At 61.2% G+C, this 15,003-nt stretch carries 14 protein-coding genes; 1 reads left to right on the top strand and 13 read right to left on the bottom strand.

Annotated features, from left to right (window positions below; all coding sequences use genetic code 11):
* Positions 1–364: 364 nt before the first annotated feature.
* From smpB to DESU86_RS02755, 11 genes are all read right to left on the bottom strand, one after another.
* The gene (gene smpB, locus DESU86_RS02805; protein WP_179979660.1) at positions 365–820 is read right to left on the bottom strand and encodes an SsrA-binding protein SmpB; all 456 of its coding nucleotides are present in this window, start codon (positions 818–820) and stop codon (positions 365–367) included.
* Entirely contained in the window at positions 817–2,589 is a 1,773-nt protein-coding gene (ptsP, locus tag DESU86_RS02800; RefSeq protein WP_179979659.1) for a phosphoenolpyruvate--protein phosphotransferase, read from the bottom strand. Before ptsP ends, smpB begins: the two co-directional genes overlap by 4 nt.
* 1 nt (position 2,590) lies before the next feature.
* The gene (locus tag DESU86_RS02795; RefSeq protein WP_179979658.1) at positions 2,591–2,881 is read right to left on the bottom strand and encodes an HPr family phosphocarrier protein; all 291 of its coding nucleotides are present in this window, start codon (positions 2,879–2,881) and stop codon (positions 2,591–2,593) included.
* Between the two features lie 115 nt (positions 2,882–2,996).
* The gene (locus DESU86_RS02790) at positions 2,997–3,746 is read right to left on the bottom strand and encodes a PTS system mannose/fructose/sorbose family transporter subunit IID (protein ID WP_179979657.1); all 750 of its coding nucleotides are present in this window, start codon (positions 3,744–3,746) and stop codon (positions 2,997–2,999) included.
* Between the two features lie 120 nt (positions 3,747–3,866).
* Positions 3,867–4,727, bottom strand: a complete 861-nt coding sequence (gene rsmI, locus DESU86_RS02785) for a 16S rRNA (cytidine(1402)-2'-O)-methyltransferase (protein WP_179979656.1) — start codon at positions 4,725–4,727, stop codon at positions 3,867–3,869.
* On the bottom strand, positions 4,669–5,175 hold the full coding sequence (locus DESU86_RS02780) for a YraN family protein (RefSeq protein ID WP_332068184.1): 507 nt from the start codon (positions 5,173–5,175) through the stop codon (positions 4,669–4,671). Before DESU86_RS02780 ends, rsmI begins: the two co-directional genes overlap by 59 nt.
* Positions 5,172–5,846, bottom strand: coding sequence for a ribonuclease HII (locus DESU86_RS02775; protein WP_179981692.1), 675 nt, complete (start codon positions 5,844–5,846; stop codon positions 5,172–5,174). The genes DESU86_RS02780 and DESU86_RS02775 overlap by 4 nt, the downstream gene beginning before the upstream one ends.
* A gap of 159 nt (positions 5,847–6,005) precedes the next feature.
* Complete coding sequence (gene rplS / locus DESU86_RS02770) at positions 6,006–6,353, bottom strand: 50S ribosomal protein L19 (protein WP_179979655.1); 348 nt, start codon at positions 6,351–6,353, stop codon at positions 6,006–6,008.
* A gap of 77 nt (positions 6,354–6,430) precedes the next feature.
* Positions 6,431–7,738 (bottom strand): tRNA (guanosine(37)-N1)-methyltransferase TrmD, encoded by a 1,308-nt coding sequence (gene trmD, locus DESU86_RS02765; RefSeq protein WP_179979654.1) that lies wholly within the window; start codon positions 7,736–7,738, stop codon positions 6,431–6,433.
* A 259-nt stretch (positions 7,739–7,997) separates the two neighbouring features.
* Positions 7,998–9,092, bottom strand: coding sequence for a 4'-phosphopantetheinyl transferase superfamily protein (locus tag DESU86_RS02760; RefSeq protein ID WP_179979653.1), 1,095 nt, complete (start codon positions 9,090–9,092; stop codon positions 7,998–8,000).
* Positions 9,093–9,099: 7 nt separating this feature from the next.
* Positions 9,100–11,727, bottom strand: coding sequence for an ABC transporter permease (locus DESU86_RS02755; protein ID WP_232088236.1), 2,628 nt, complete (start codon positions 11,725–11,727; stop codon positions 9,100–9,102).
* Positions 11,728–11,904: 177 nt separating this feature from the next.
* Here DESU86_RS02755 and DESU86_RS02750 point away from each other — a divergent pair, with 177 nt between their 5' ends.
* Positions 11,905–12,090, top strand: coding sequence for a hypothetical protein (locus tag DESU86_RS02750; RefSeq protein WP_179979652.1), 186 nt, complete (start codon positions 11,905–11,907; stop codon positions 12,088–12,090).
* A gap of 95 nt (positions 12,091–12,185) precedes the next feature.
* On the opposite strand, the gene DESU86_RS02745 is transcribed toward DESU86_RS02750, so the two are convergent.
* Together DESU86_RS02745 and DESU86_RS02740 are read right to left on the bottom strand one after the other, a co-directional pair.
* Positions 12,186–12,434, bottom strand: coding sequence for a helix-turn-helix domain-containing protein (locus tag DESU86_RS02745; protein ID WP_179979651.1), 249 nt, complete (start codon positions 12,432–12,434; stop codon positions 12,186–12,188).
* 498 nt (positions 12,435–12,932) lie between these two features.
* Positions 12,933–14,996: an elongation factor G gene (locus DESU86_RS02740; RefSeq protein WP_179979650.1), complete on the bottom strand. Its 2,064-nt coding sequence runs from the start codon at positions 14,994–14,996 to the stop codon at positions 12,933–12,935.
* Between the last annotated feature and the right edge of the window lie 7 nt (positions 14,997–15,003).

Raw genomic sequence — 15,003 nt, 5'->3', positions numbered from 1 at the left:
GGCGGCGGGTCAGACGTGTGCTGAACTGTTTGCGCCAGCGGTATACGCGCCTCTGTCCTGCAAAACGCCAGCCTTCGTCATGTCAGGCCTGTGCCATGCCGCAACAAACACGCCAATGACCCCGCCGATGGCGGGAGTTCCTGGGGCGTGCCTGTCCTGCCAAAGCGGCGGCGTGGCGCATCACGTATCAATGGGGCTGAACTATCTTTTTGCGGGCAATGGTGTTGCGCCATTGCTCCGGCGGGGCAAAGGCAAGCCCCCGCCCTGGGAACGTGAGCGCTGGCTGGCCGCGTGGTTACGCGCCAAAGCCAGCGGCTTCAAACGTCAAAATGTCTGCGCGCAGGGGGGTACTGCCCCTGAAAAGCTAGGCCATCTCGCGGGCCATGTCTCTTTCTTCAGCGCGTTTTTTGAGGCTTTCTCGGTGGTCGTGCAGCTTTTTGCCCCGGCCAACGGCCAGCTCCACCTTGATCTTGCCCCGCTTGAGATACACGCGCACAGGCACGACCGTAAGGCCCTTTTGGGCCACAAGGCCAGCCAATTTGGCGGTTTCGCGCTGGTGCAGCAGGAGTTTTCGGGCGCGATCGGGCTCCTGCGGCGCGTAGCCCGCATTGGAGTATGGGGCCACGTGCAGCGAGACAAGCCAGGCTTCGCCCTTGCGAAAGTCAACATAACTGTCGATGAAGTTGACCTTGCCCGCGCGGATGCTTTTGACTTCGGGGCCGGTAAGCACAATGCCCGCCTCGGTGAACTCGGAAAGTTCGTAGAGGTGGCGGGCCTTTTTATTGACGGCGATGGTGGAAGGCGATGTTTTTTGGCTCATGGCTGGCTATGGATCAAAAGGCTGGTGGTGTGAAAGGCCAGTTCAGGCCCAAGGGATTGATGCAACTGTTCACGAACCATGCGCCGGGAAGCGGCCACATCCGTGCTCATGAGCACGCTGTGGGCCAGTTCCATGCAGGTTTCGGCGCTGAGCTGGCGGATGAGGTGTTTCAGGCCAGGCACAAAACGCGGCGCCGCGGATATGGTGTCTACCCCCATGCCCAGCAGCAGTGCCATGCCCAGCGGATCGGACGCCAGTTCGCCGCAGACGGAAACTCCTATGCCTTCGCGGTGCGCGGCGTCAACAATGTGTTTGAGCGAGCGCACGACGGCGGGGTGCAGGGGTTCATTGAGATACGCCACATGGCGGTTGTTGCGGTCTATGCCCATAATATAATGTATGAGATCGTTTGTGCCAATACTGAAAAAGTCGCATTCCCTGGCAAGGGCGTCGCAGATGAGGGCCGCCGCAGGGGTTTCTATCATGACGCCAAGGGGCAGTTCGCCCGCGTGCTGCAGGTTTTGGGCGCTGAGTTCCTGATGCATTTCCTGTATGATGCGGCGCACCTGCTGCACTTCGTCCATGGCTGAAACCATCGGCAGCATGATGGCCACGTTGCCGTGCACCCCCGCGCGCATGAGCGCCCGCAACTGCGTGCGAAAAAGTCCCTGATGGCGCAGGCAAAAGCGTATGCCGCGCAGGCCCAGGGCGGGGTTGGGTTCCTTGAGGGCCGCCTGGGCATGCAGCATCTTGTCCGCGCCCACGTCGAGGGTGCGAAAAACAACGCGCTCCGGTGAAATTTTTTGGGCCACAAGGGCGTATTCGGCCAGCAGTTCTTCTTCGTCGGGCAGACGGCCCTTGAGATAGGCAAACTCCGTGCGGTACAGGCCCACGCCGTCGGCGCCGCTGCACGGCACTGCCGCAAGCTCGTCGCTGCTCTCCAGATTGGCCTGAACCACCACACGCACGCCATCGCACATTTCAGCGGGCCAGCGGGCCGTCTTGAGCGTGAATTCTTCCCATCCAGTGTATTCAAGGCGGCGGGCCTCATAGCGGGCCATGTCCGCCTCATCCGGGTCCAGCAGCACGCAGCCGCCAAGGCCGTCAATGATGACCTGCTCGTTTTCCCTGGCCACGGTCACAAGACCGGTAACACTGGAAAGGCAGGGAATACGCAGGCTGCGCGAAAGGATGGCCGTGTGCGAGGTGGGGCCGCCCTCGGTGGTCAGGATGCCCAGCACGCAGTCCAGGTTCAGTTCCATAACATCGGCGGGAGAAAGATCTTCGGCCACCAGCACGCCCGGTTCAGCAGCGCCCCGCGTTTCGGAAGGGCCAGCAGAAAGGCTCTCGCGCAGGCGTAAACCCACCGCGCGGATATCCTGCGCACGATCACGCAGATAGGGGTCGTCCATGCCCCGGAACAGGGCGCACAGCTCGTCAACAGTCAGGCGCAGGGCCCAGGGCGCGGCAATGAGCTTTTGTTCGATGCGCGCGGAGGCTGTGTTGAGCAGCTTGGCGTCGCGGGCCATTTCCATCTGCGCGGCGATAACCTCACGGTATTCGGCAAGGTCTTCGGGCACGTTGTCCATGGTGTTTTGCAGGGAAACGCGCACGTTTTCAGCCGCAAGGCGCAGGGCGGCCTGCTCGGCCGCCACTTCAGCGGGCGTGATGCGCCGCTCTTCATCCTGCCGCAGCTTGTGCATGAAGCGCACCCGGCCAATGGCTATGCCGGGAGAAACTGGAGTGCCAAAAAGTACCGCGCGGGCCATATCAATCCTGCATGGTGCTGAGAAGGCGGGCAAGGCCGCAAAGGGCCTCGCGGGCGTCATGCCCCTGAGCCAGAAGCGTCAGTTCCGCGTTGAAGGGCGGGGCAAGTGAAAGAACGTCAAGCATGCTTTTGGCGTCAACCTCGCCGGTCTCGCTGATAAGCTGAATGGCCGACGAATAGCGCTGGGCTTCCTGGGCCAGTCGTGCCGCGGGCCTGGCGTGAAGTCCATTACGCAGATTGAGGCAAAGCCGCATTTCCAGCCCGCGTGACGTTTCTTCAATGGTTTCTTCCATTTCCTCACCTTTTAACAATGTCAGGGCGGTTGGGGCCGAATGTGGCACGGCCGCGCCGAATGTCTGCCTCGACCTTGCGCCAGCCCGGCTGTGCCTGCTGGCAGTCGGGGACATACTACATACCTATGAGGTCAACGTCCATGAGAATCAACGCCCCCAGCGTCATGGCCCACAGCAGAATGCGCGGCAGGCGGAGCCGCGCCACAAGCCAGGATGCCCCCAGTACCGCCAGTGCGCCCAAAAGGTAAACGTCCCACGGAAAGGGTTTGAGGCGGCTCATGGGCAGATGCCAGATGACCAGGGCCACCAGCACCGCATTGACCATTTTGAGCCTGTCCACCCAGTTGATGAGGTTGAGGCGTTTCAGACGCACCAGCACCGGCATGCCGTGGCGCAGACCTGAAAAAAAGCTGCCAGCCCTGAAAACCAGCAGGGCGAAAAAAAATGCCACAGCCAGACATCCCGCCAGAGGGATATGGCCCGAAAGCAGCAGGGCCACGCTCACAAGCGCCCACAGGGGCAGCAAGGTGCCGCTGAAAAAGGAGTCACCCAGGGCCGAAAGCGTGGTGGCCAGGGTTTCGCGCACAGAGCTTACGGCGGATTCAGGAAGCGTGCCCTTGGCTATTTCTTCTTCCAGCGACAGCAGAATGCCCACAAAAAGCGGAATCATGAAGGGATGGGTGTTGCTGTGCCCGCCATAGCGGGCAAAGGCCCTGGCGCGGGCCGCGCCTTCGGGATACAGCCAGCACAGGGCGGGACTCAGCACAAAGAGCAGCCCCACCTGCTGCATGCCCCGGGCTGTGGTGGCCGCATTGATGCAGCATGTGCGGCCAAGGCAGTTGAGTGCGACGAGTGTGGGATACATCAGTGCGTCCTGCCCGCATGAAATCCGGCTTTCACCGGGACTTCGCCCAAAGCCGTGGGGGGTGGCGTCGGCGTCTGCCGCCTGCGGCAGATGAACGGACGCACGGCGGCGTTGCGGTGGTTAGAGGTTGCGTTGGGAGTCTGCATCGGCCGTGATCAGGGCGTATATTTCTTTGCCGCTCCAGCCGCGCACCATATCCTGAACCCTTCGGGCCACCTGCCGGGGCTTGCTCTCCGGGCCGCCCGCTTCCAGCTCCTGCCGCAGCAGGGCCAGAACCTCGTTTTCAGGGCTGCGGCTCACCTGCTCCGGCGGGCCGATGATGACGGTAATTTCGCCAAGCAAATCGTCGGGCAAATCTTCGCTGTTTTCCAGCCGAATCAGTATAAATTCCTCATGCTCCTTGGTCAATTCGCGGCAGACCGCCGCCTCGCGCGGGCCCAGCAGTTTGGCCGCCCGTGCCAGGCTTTCCTTGAGGCGATCCTTGCGTTCAAAAAAAATGAGGGAACCGGGCACATGGGCGAAAGCGGCAAACAGGGCGTCGCGTCCCGAAGCGTCACGTGGCAGAAATCCCAGAAAGCTGTGCGGCAGGGGCGGCAGCCCCGCTGCGGAAAGGGCCGTTACAGGCGCGGAGGGGCCGGGCAGGGGGGAGACCTTCAGGCCTTCCTTGCGGCAGGCGCGCACAAGGCGGTAGCCGGGGTCAGCCAGGAGCGGCGTGCCCGCGTCGGAAACAAGGGCCACATTCTGGCCTTCGCGCAGAGCCCGCAGCACGTGTTCCTGCCGATCGGCCTCGTTGTGGTCGTGGAAGCTCAAAAGGCGGCGCGCTTCAATGCCGCAGTCGCGAAAAAGGCGGGCCGTGCGGCGCGTGTCTTCCGCAAGCACGAGGTCGGCCTCGGTCAACACGGCTCGTGCCCTGGGCGAGAGGTCACCAGGGTTGCCAAGAGGTGTGGCTACTATCCAGAGCCGGGGGGCAGTCGAAGGCATGGCAAAAATGCTCCAGGTGCAGGGTAGAGCCATTGCGCAGGGCGCAGATGACATCAAATCGGCAGGGCTGTTCCCATGCCTTGTGGGCCGCCAACCACGCGCGGGCCGCGCGGCAGAGGGTGCGCTGCTTTGCGATGTCCAGGGCATGGACAGGGCCGCCGTGGCTGTCGCTGCCGCGCGTTTTCACTTCAACAAAAACAATGGTGTCGCCGTCACGGCAGACGATGTCCAGTTCCAGGCGGGCCTTACGCCAGTTACGGTCAAGTATGGCATATCCCTTGCGGGCCAGCAGGGCCGTCGCGGCCTCCTCGCCCTCTTTGCCCAAAAGCAGATGCGCGGCTGTGCCGGTTTTTTTGCCAGCGTCTTTGGACTGGCCGTCTTCAGGGGCAGAGTGCTTCTTGCGGGCCATTTTGTCAAAAAGGCCGGGCAGCAAGCGGCGCAGGTTCACAGCAAACTGCCCTGACGCGCGGCGGCGGGTTTTTCCTCGCGCACGCCCCGGAACGTCAGCCGGTGCTGCGGGCAGGGGCCAAGACGGCGCAGCGCCTCGTAATGCTCTCTGGTGCCATAGCCCTTGTGGACGGCGAAGCCGTAGCCGGGCCAGCGTTTGTCAAGGCTGGTCATGAGCCTGTCGCGGCAGGTTTTGGCCAGAATGGACGCGGCGGAAATGGCGGGTTCTGTGGCGTCGCCCTGTATAATGGCGCGCTGGTGCGGCGGCGAGCCCGCGTGGCCCTGGCTCCACAGGCGCGCCAGAACGGCCTCGGGCACGGTCTTGTCGCCGTCAATGAGCAGAAGGGCCGGCGTTGTGCGCAGGTGGCGTATTGCCAGGCCCATGGCCTCAAAGGTGGCCTGAAGAATGTTGATGGCGTCAATGCGGCGCGGCCAGACGATGCCGAGCCCCCAGCTTACGGCGCATGCCCTGATGCGCGGAGCCAGCGTGTCGCGCTGTTTGGCTGTGCAGGCTTTGGAGTCCGTAAGGCCGGGCAGGTCAAAGCTTGCGGGCAGGATGACGGCTCCGGCCACCACCGGCCCCGCAAGGCAGCCGCGTCCGGCTTCGTCCACTCCTGCCGTGATGCCGGGATCATTGGGGCGGCCCGCTGTAAAAAGCAGACTGCCTTGCAGATCGGGCGAACGCGCTGGGCGGGAGGAGGACTTTTTCACGCACGTTCTCCTGACTCGGGCAATAAACGCGCAAGAGGCGCGCCATGAGTGCGGTTGCCCGCCATCTCACGGCGCGCCGTCAAAAAGGCGCGTTGTGTGTTCTGAGGCCTCAGCAGGCTATCAGAAGCGGCCACGCGGCTTGATGCGCGCAGCTTTGCCCTTGAGGGCGCGCAGGTAGTACAGACGACTGCGGCGCACGCGGCCCTGGGTGACCAGTTCCACGCGGTCGATGAAGGGCGAGTTCATGGGGAAGATACGTTCCACACCCACGCCGTCAGAAACCTTGCGCACCGTGAAGGTGGCATTGGTGGTGCCGCGTTTGATGCGGATGACGTTGCCCTGGAAAACCTGGATGCGCTGTTTTTCGCCTTCCACGATACGCAGATGCACTTTCACCGTGTCGCCGGAGCGAAACGCGGGTACATCCATGCGCATGTTTTCCCGTTCGATTTTTTTGATGATATCCATCGTGAACTCCTTGCAAATCCGGGCGGATTGTTGCGTCGTTGCGTAGCGGCGCCGATGCGTTCAGGCCGCCTGTTTTGTCAGCTGTAATCGCCTAAAATTCTGTCTGCCAGAATAGCGGCGGCGCTGCGCACCGAAAGGTGGTTATACCCTAAAAACCGCACAGGGCGAATCAGACCGTCACATTGTTCCAGCACTTCGGGGGCAAGCCCCTTGGCTGTGCCGAGACAAAGCATGACCGGCCCCTGGCTGCACCAGTGTCGCACTTCCTGCGGCGTCATGAGCGGGCCCTTGTGAGCCTGCCCTGTATTTTTGCCGGGCCAAACGGCAGAACTTGCCACCAGTCTGGGCCGGACGCCGTGCCGTGCGGTCATATGCGCCACGGCCTCGTCCAGAGAGGTTGCGGGACAAACCAGACCAAGAGCCTGTGCCCGGTCGGCGTTGCCTGAACCTCCAGGACCCCGCGTCCAGTGGCGCAAAATTTCATCCAGCACCCGTAGTTGGTCTTGCAAGGGGGTCACCACATGGAAAAAACCCATTGCATAGCTGCGGGAAATTCGGGCTATATCGTGTATGTCGAGATTTGTCAAAGAGGAAGCGCCGGATTTTTTCGCGTCAAGCTGCACCGGATAGTGCACAAGACAGAACGAAAGGTTGCGGCCCGGCCTTTCGCGAGGGGCTTCGGCCAGTGTCAGCACATCTTCTTTTGTCAGTGGGGCAGAGTCCAGCAGGTCGGGCCGCATGCGCAATGTGGCCAGCACGGACTGCCGCCGCCGCCACTGCTCGATACGCGCGTGATCGCCGCCGCGCAGCACTTCGGGCACGGGCAGGCCTTCCAGAACTTCTGGACGGGTGTAGTGCGGATATTCCAGAAGGCCGTGTGAAAAGCTTTCGTCCTCGCCGGATTCTTCCTTGCCCATAAAGCCGGGCATAAGGCGCGAAACAGCCTCAATGACAGCCAAGGCCGCCGTTTCGCCGCCGTTGAGCACCACATCCCCCACGCTCACGGGTTCGATGGAAAAAATATCCAGCAGGCGGGCGTCAATGCCCTCATACCGGCCGCAGACAATGGTCAGGTCTTCTTCACGCGCCAGTTCGGCAGCCATGCTTTGCGTCAGCGGGCGGCCGCCGGGCGTCATGAGCAGGATGCGTCCCGGCTGCCCGATGGAGCGCAGCGCCGCTGCCAGGGGTTCGCCCTGCATGACCATGCCGGGCCCGCCGCCGTAGGGGCGGTCGTCCACATGCCGGTGTTTGCTGGTGCTGAACTCGCGGGGATCGTGAAAGGAAACATCCACAAGCCCAGCTTCCCGCGCACGCCCCATAAGGGCTGTGGACAGAGGCGACTGGAAAAATTCGGGAAAGAGGGAAACCAGGTGAAAGCGCGGCATGGGCGGAGAGTGCCGTAAAACGCCTTGTCTTGCAAGAAGAGCTTTGCCTGTGAGCAGGGGAGGCTCTTTAATCAGTGCTTCCCTGTATAAGGCCGTGCGGCTTGAGGTGGTGGTGGCGTGAAGAGTTTTAGGGGGTGGGGGCGTGGGGGAGGCGACCCTTTTGCAAAAGGGTCCCTCCCCCACAAAGCATTTCAAATTGCCGCCGCGTGGACAACCACGTCACCCCCACAAAATATTTCATATCACCATACCATCTCATCTAACCGAGGCTGTTGAGGACGCCGCTCCAGTGCGCGCGCAGGGGGCGGCCTGTCACAAGAAGGGGGCGATCCGGCGACACGGGGGCTGCCACGCACAGCCAGTGTTCGGCACAGGGAACAAGCTGCCAGCCAATGTGCCTGCATGGGATAGTCTGTCTGGCGCTGCCTGGGCCAAGGGCAAAACCTTTGCTGCCTTCGTGGCAGAATTGCGCGCGGCCGCGCCTTTGCCCGAAAAATCCGCTGTTGACCAGGGCGGGGTCACGGGAGAGCCCAAGCCCGGCGGACTTGAGAAGGGCCTCCTTGATGGTCCAGCGCCGCAACGCATCACGGACGCAGGACTCCTTGGCAAGGGGGGCGGTCAGTTCCCTGCCGGAATAGGCGCGGGGGTCTGGCGGCGGATTGAGCAAGGATTCCGCGTCAACAGCCAGACAGGGGCGAAAATCCTGTAGTGTCTCAGCGTCCAGCTGGTCGGCGTTTTGATGGCAGGGCGGATTTTTGCTCTCGTGCCCTAGACGGAACGCGGCGCAGAACGCCGCATGGCCGCTGTGGCTGAACGCGGCCCGCCAGCCTGGCATCACGGGCCTTCCCAGGTAGTCCCTATCAAGCCCTTCAAGGCTCAGCCAGGCCATGTGCGAATACATGTCGGCATGTTGCCGCGGGCTTTTGGCGGCGTCAGCTGCGCCGCGCGTGATTATGGAGGCGTGCGTGGCGGCCATGACCAGCCGTATGAGCAGCGCCCGTGCAAGCAGGCGGCTGCAACGGGCCTTGAGGGCGGCATCGCTTGAGCCGAAGCATTGCAGGTGGCTCAGCTGCGCCGGGCTGAGCCAGGGCACCAGAACCTCTTCCAGGTGGGCGCACCAATGGTGCAGGGCCAGCCCTTCCAGGCGGGGCAGGGGAGAATACAGAATGATAACGCCGTGCTTGGCGGCCTGTGCCGCCCATATCCAGCGCAGGTCGGCGGCGGACGCCTGCGCCCACGCGCCTTGAAGCTGCGCGGCGCCCGGAAAATCTGCCAGCACTGCGGATGTCTGCCCCGGCGGGGAGAAGAAGGAAGACTGCTCCTGAGAATTTTGGTCAGTACCTGCTTTACCCATGATGCCCCTACTTGCCTTTTGCTTGCGGTTGGGCCTCTGAGGCGGCCGGGTCCAATGAGTCTGGGCCGGATGTCGCGGCCTTGCCGCCCTCGTTGCGCTGCGGCGTAGCGTCCGCTTTGCCTGACTGGTCAGATTTGCCCGAAGCGGGCTGGCCAGATTTGTCCGAAACGGGCTGGCCGGGAACAGTTTGGCCGTGCGAACCTGCGTTTTTTCCGTCAGTCGCGCTGGCTGCGGGCGCTTCATGTTGCCAGAACCTGAGCCCTGAAGGCGCTTCACCGTGCCATGCCCAGTAGGCTCCAAGGCTCGCGGCAGCGAGAAGGAGCAGGGCCAGAACGGTCATGAAGGCGTGGCGCACGCGCGAGCGCCCGAGGCGGGCGGGCAAGCCGTAAGGGTCGTCAAGCGAGCGCTGCGCGCCGGGGGGTATCTGGCCCACGGCCGTGAGCGCGCCGCCCATGGTAAAGTTTATGGGCGCGCCCGTGTTGACGGCCCAGCCGGAAGCGTCCAGCAAGGGGCCGAGGCTGCGGCGGCGCAGCTTGAACCATGCCATGACCACGGATGGGCCGGAGATCACGGCGAAAATGACCAGCAGCGCCATGGGCCACCACCAGCCCAGAGAAAAAATGGATCTGGCGATGTAGGTGAACGAGGCGCTGACCATGCTTATGCCCACGCTGACGGCGGCAAAAATGCCTGCGCTTTTCGCAATGTCAAAAGGCTGTTTTGGCGGCGCGGCCTTGGCCGCTGCCTCTGCCTGTCCGGCAGTTGTGGAACTGGCCAGCTTGGATGAGGCATTGGAAATGACCGCATCCTTGGCGGCTACCAGTTTTTGCAACTGCCCGCCCACAAGATTGGCAAAGCGGATGTAGGGAGCCCACATGGCTTCGCGCAGGCTGATGGGATTGCGTACTACACGCAGCAGCGTACTGTCCCATGCCTGACCGGCATTGTCCACAAAAACGCCGTGGCGGCCTTCAATAAGGTCATCGGCCTTGCCTGCGGTAAGGGCGGCGGCGATGGTGGCCGTATGCTCCTTGCCGCTGGCGTCTTTACGGACGCAAAGGCAGTAGAGCAGGCACAGATGGCTTTGGGTGGCCAGGCGCACATGGGCGTTCACATCGTCCACATGCACGCACAGCGAGCAGGAGCGGCTGTCGATATACAAAGTGCCAGCCAGGAATATGGCCCTGTTGCCGGGTTCGTAAAAATCCGCAAAGGAAACAAAGTTCATGAGCAGGGTGTAGAGATTGGCGTGCAGCAGAACAAGCTTTTCAAGGTCACGCAAAGCGTCCATGCGGGGGGCGGCCAGGTCGCGATCCACATACGCGGCAAAAGCCTCTTCCGTGGCGGGAGAAAGCAGCGCGTCCAGTTCTTCGTCCGAAAGCCTGTCCACAGCTTCTTCAGGACCCAGGGGCAGAAATTTTCTGCCAAGGGAGTCGTTGTCGGGGGCAAGCGCCAGAGGGGGCTGGTCGTGAGCGCTGAAGGGGTCGGCGTCTTCCGGAGCGCGGGAAAACTTCGGCTTTTGCGCCAGCAGCACGGCATAGGGCGCAAAACGGCTCTGGATGGCGTGCCAGGCATCTTCATCAAGGGCAAGGGCGGCGTCTGCGCCGGTGTGCCCGTTTTTGGGCGGGGGCAGCAGGGATCCGAACAGGCGGCGGAAGGCGCGTACGTCTTTTTCCCATGCGGGATTGACGCCCGTTTGCAGGTCAAGCGGCTGCCCGGCGGCTATTCTGGCCAGGGGGCGTCGGCTCAGATGGTCCAGTGAAAAAAGTTCTGTGGCCGTGTTTTCCGGCGAGGCCAGTTCGTTTTCTTCATTAAGCGCGGACAAGGTCTGGGGCGCGAAGGCGGCCATGCGGCAGCGGGCGAAGTAGTCGTCCAGTTTGGGGCCGAGCCTTTGCATGAGGCTCCAGGCTTCGGCCGTGTCGCGGCCCAGGGGCAGGTCTGCGTCACGCGTCTTTTGCCGCCATTCACGCACGGCGTGCAGGGCTTCGCGAAAGTGTCCGGCAAGGGCGGCGTCAAGGCCGGGCATGCCGGAATCGTCGCGCATGCCGCCCACAACCGTGAGGCCGGTGACGATAAAGTGCCTGACGGCGTCTCCCGTCGCATCCCGAGCGTCCACCGAAGAGGAGGGAACAACGCCGTCCCCGTTGAAGGCGTAGCCAGCGGCGGCGCTCAGGGCTGCGGCCGCCTGGCTGCGGTCAACACTGGTTTTGTCCTCGGCCCCGGTCTTGTCCAGCACCAGGCGGGCGGCAGCCAGCATGCTGACGCCTTCGGGGGTGTCCTGCCGCAAGATATCCAGGGGGAGTTTTGTGCGGCGCTCCCTGAGGCGTGATGGATGGCTGACGCGCTGGCACAGCCAGTCCACGGCATCCAGAATTTCCCTGGCGCGGATGCGCCCGTCGCTGTCCGCGTCCAGAAGGGTCAGGGTCTGCGCGTCAAACTCAAGTCCATAGGTGGGGCAGCTCATGGCCATCCAGAGCTTGGGATCGAGTTGCCGCAGGTCTTGCCACTCCGCATCGGTGGACAGCAGGGCCTGATCAAGCCCGGCCATACGGCGAAACGTGAAGACAGGGCCGCAATGGCCCGCAGGATTCTGTTGTTCTGTATTGGGGGGAGGGCAGGCAGCGTCCGTGGGCATGACAGTATCCGTATGTAAAACAGAATGGTTATCACTCTGTAATATATGGAATAAAAATATAAAGAACGGTTTTGGCCACAAAAAGGCGTCCTGCCGCACGGTTGAGTGTGACAGTGTTACTCATAATGGTTATCAAAAAACCGTAGTGAGGTCGAGTGTTTTACGTTTTGGATATGCATGAAAAAATATTTCGGCAAAAAAAGCCTGAGGCAGCGCAAGGGAGCGGTCGGATCGGGTCGTCACAGCGGTAGAGCATGTGCCATTTTTCAAGGCGAAACACTCTGGAGCATTTTGCTTTTGAAACACTCCTTGCTTCAGCGCATCATTCTGGCGAAAAACGTGGTTTGCGCCAGCCATCAGTAGGCTGGTCGCTCTATTAACCAATTGCTGTCTTTGCGGCAGTTGTTGGCGAGTCTACGAGCCTTACGGATGGCGACAGCACCGCTAGTGAAATTGCTCTAATGAGGCAGTTTTTGTATTTCTTCTTCAATCAGGGCAACAAGTTCCGCGCCAGTCATGCGCACGGAACGCGCAATAAGAATGAGGGCGTTGAGCGATGCGCCACGCTCCCCGGTTTCAAGCTGCGCAATATAGACCCGCGACAGTCCGGCAAAGTCGGCAAACTGCTCTTGTGACAGGCCGCTGCGGACGCGGATAATGCGCACAGTTTTGGCAATGGCTGTGTTCAGCCCCGGTAAAATTTGCATAGAGTATGTGTAAAGCTTTTACGCTGAAACCAAGTATGCGATTGCATACAAAATTAGCCTGTCAGTTATTGCTGATAACATTGTTTGTTAATATGAAATAAAGTGGCCCGGCAGAAGCGGAAGCTTTGGGTCAGTTGGGCAGAATATATGGAGACAGGCAAAAAATAAACGAATAAGAATATATGATAACTATAGAATATGATAAGCAAAAAAATATAACCCGCCAGAGGGATGCCAGCGCGTTTTTCGCTGAAAGCGCACTGCTGGCTGCGGGAGCATGCGGAAAATTGCGGAGGCGCAAGCGCGGGTTACCCGATCTGTGGGGGGGGAGCGTACTCTCCGACAGTTAGAGCATTTACACTTTTTCAAGGGTAAAATGCTCCAAGAAGACATATGCGCAAAGATATCTTGTTCTCGTGGAAGCATTCATAAAAACAGCCGGAACCCTTTCAGGTTCCGGCTGAAGTGCATGGCATGCTGATGTTTGCGTCTGTTTTGCTATTCGCCTGCCCTGGCTGCCTGATATTCAGCGACCACTTTTTCCACCACAGGTTGCGGCGCTTCTTCATAGTGGGCAAATTCCATGGTGAAAAAGCCCTGGCCCCCCGTCATTGAACGCAAATCGGGCGCGTAGCGCAGCACTTCACTCATGGGCACATGGGCTTTTATTTCGGTGCTGCCGCCCTGTGAATCAGAGCCGAGCACCTTGCCCCTGCGCGATGACAGGTCGCCAATGACATCTCCCATGCTTTCATCCGGCACGGACACCGTCAGCAGCACAATGGGTTCCAGCAGCACGGCCTTGAGGGTCTCCATGGCTTTTTTAAAGGCCAGGGAACCCGCCACCTTGAACGCCATTTCGGAGGAGTCCACGGTGTGGTAGCTGCCGTCATAAACCTTGGCGCGGAAGTCCACCACCTGACAACCGGCCAAAAAGCCGCGCGCCGCCGCTTCCTGCACGCCCTTGTCAATGGCGGGAATATACTGGCGGGGCACAACGCCGCCCACAATGGCGTCTTCAAACTGATACCCGGAGCCGCGCGGCAGCCCTTCCATCTCAATCCAGCAGTCGCCAAACTGGCCACGTCCGCCAGACTGCTTTTTATGGCGGCCCTGCACCTGGCATTTGCCGCGCACGGTTTCACGGTACGGAACCTTGGGGGTCTTGAGGATGATATCCACCTTGAAGCGGCGTTTGGCCTTTTCGACCGAAAGTTCGATGTGCAGCTGCCCCATGCCCGAAAGCAGAATGTCGCCGTTTTCTCCATCACGGCCGAGCTTCAGGGTAATGTCTTCGTCCAGCAGGCGCTGCATGGCCGCGTACACCTTGTCTTCCTCGCCTTTTTCCTTGGGAGCCAGGGCATAGGTGATGAGTTGGGGCGGCAACTGCGGCATGGGCAGCGCAAAGGGAGATTTTTCATCGCACAGGGTGTCGCCGGTGCGGGTGTTTTTGAGCTTGGCCACGGCCACAATGGCGCCGGGGCCCACGGGTTCCTTGCAGGGCGTCTGGTTTTTCCCGGTCAGGTATAGCATGTTGCCCAGGCGTTCATTATCCTCGGTGCGCATGTTTTTGAGGTTCACATCGCCGTTGATGGTGCCCGAAAGAACCCGCAGCAGGGTCAGCTGACCGGCAAAGGGATCAGCCAGGGTCTTGAACGCGAAGCAGGCCACCGGAGCGTCCGGGTCGGGGGAACGCGTTTCGCCGTTTTGGCCCTCAAAGGGGGCGCGATCCAGGGGCGAGGGCAAGAGGGCCTCAATAGCGGCCAGCAGGGCCTGACCGCCCTTGTTTTCGAGGGCGGAGCAGGTCAGTACCGGGGTCAGTTCGCCCTTTACCACGCCGGAGCGCAAGCCCGCGTGCAGGTCTTCCAGCGTCAGGCTGCCTTCTTCAAGGTACTTTTCCATGAGTACTTCATCGCTTTCGGCGATGTTTTCCACGGTAATGTCGCGCAAAAGGCTGACGTCGTCGGCCAGGCCAGCGGGGATTTCCGCTTCGGCAGAGTCGCCGTCAGCTTTAAACATGCGGGCCTTGCCCGAAAGCACGTCTGCCACGCCAAGAAAACTCTCGCCCTGGCGGATGGGCAGTTGCAGGGCCACCGGCTTGATGCCAAGGGAGGAGAGACCGTCGAAGGTCATCTGAAAATCGGCGCGATCGCGGTCAAGCTTGTTGATCACGATGATGGCTGGCAGACCGGCCTGCCGCACTATATTCCAAAATTTTTTGGCGAGGGGGCGCACACCGTCCACGGCGTCCAGCACAAAAACCACACTGTCCACACCCTTGAGCAGGCATTCCATATCACCGGTAAAATTGCCGTCACCGGGAATATCCAGCAGAAAATGACGGTTTTTATTCCACATATAGGTGGCGCACGCGGGCTGCACCGACCCGCGGCGGCGGATCTCTTCGGGCTCGTAATCAAGATTCGTGGTGCCGTCTTCAACGGCGCCCAGACGGGTGACGGCTCCGGCGTTGAGCAGCAGCATCTCGGCCAGAGATGTTTTGCCGCAACCGCCGGTGCCGACGAGTGCAAAGGTGCGTTGCATTTCCAGTGGGGTAGGCATGGTTTTC

Origin of the sequence: Desulfovibrio sp. 86 (assembly GCF_902702915.1) — a bacterium.
GTDB lineage: Bacteria > Desulfobacterota > Desulfovibrionia > Desulfovibrionales > Desulfovibrionaceae > Desulfovibrio.
This window is presented reverse-complemented; position numbering and strand designations above follow the sequence as displayed.

Excerpts from the sequence above, each read along its gene's own strand:
- rsmI (WP_179979656.1), bottom strand. The coding sequence starts at position 4,727 with ATGCCTTCGACTGCCCCCCGGCTCTGGATAGTAGCCACACCTCTTGGC.
- DESU86_RS02750 (WP_179979652.1), top strand. The coding sequence starts at position 11,905 with ATGAAAAAATATTTCGGCAAAAAAAGCCTGAGGCAGCGCAAGGGAGCG.
- DESU86_RS02745 (WP_179979651.1), bottom strand. The coding sequence starts at position 12,434 with ATGCAAATTTTACCGGGGCTGAACACAGCCATTGCCAAAACTGTGCGC.
- smpB (WP_179979660.1), bottom strand. The coding sequence starts at position 820 with ATGAGCCAAAAAACATCGCCTTCCACCATCGCCGTCAATAAAAAGGCC.
- DESU86_RS02795 (WP_179979658.1), bottom strand. The coding sequence starts at position 2,881 with ATGGAAGAAACCATTGAAGAAACGTCACGCGGGCTGGAAATGCGGCTT.
- DESU86_RS02760 (WP_179979653.1), bottom strand. The coding sequence starts at position 9,092 with ATGGGTAAAGCAGGTACTGACCAAAATTCTCAGGAGCAGTCTTCCTTC.
- trmD (WP_179979654.1), bottom strand. The coding sequence starts at position 7,738 with ATGCCGCGCTTTCACCTGGTTTCCCTCTTTCCCGAATTTTTCCAGTCG.
- rplS (WP_179979655.1), bottom strand. The coding sequence starts at position 6,353 with ATGGATATCATCAAAAAAATCGAACGGGAAAACATGCGCATGGATGTA.
- ptsP (WP_179979659.1), bottom strand. The coding sequence starts at position 2,589 with ATGGCCCGCGCGGTACTTTTTGGCACTCCAGTTTCTCCCGGCATAGCC.
- DESU86_RS02790 (WP_179979657.1), bottom strand. The coding sequence starts at position 3,746 with ATGTATCCCACACTCGTCGCACTCAACTGCCTTGGCCGCACATGCTGC.
- DESU86_RS02755 (WP_232088236.1), bottom strand. The coding sequence starts at position 11,727 with ATGCCCACGGACGCTGCCTGCCCTCCCCCCAATACAGAACAACAGAAT.
- DESU86_RS02740 (WP_179979650.1), bottom strand. The coding sequence starts at position 14,996 with ATGCCTACCCCACTGGAAATGCAACGCACCTTTGCACTCGTCGGCACC.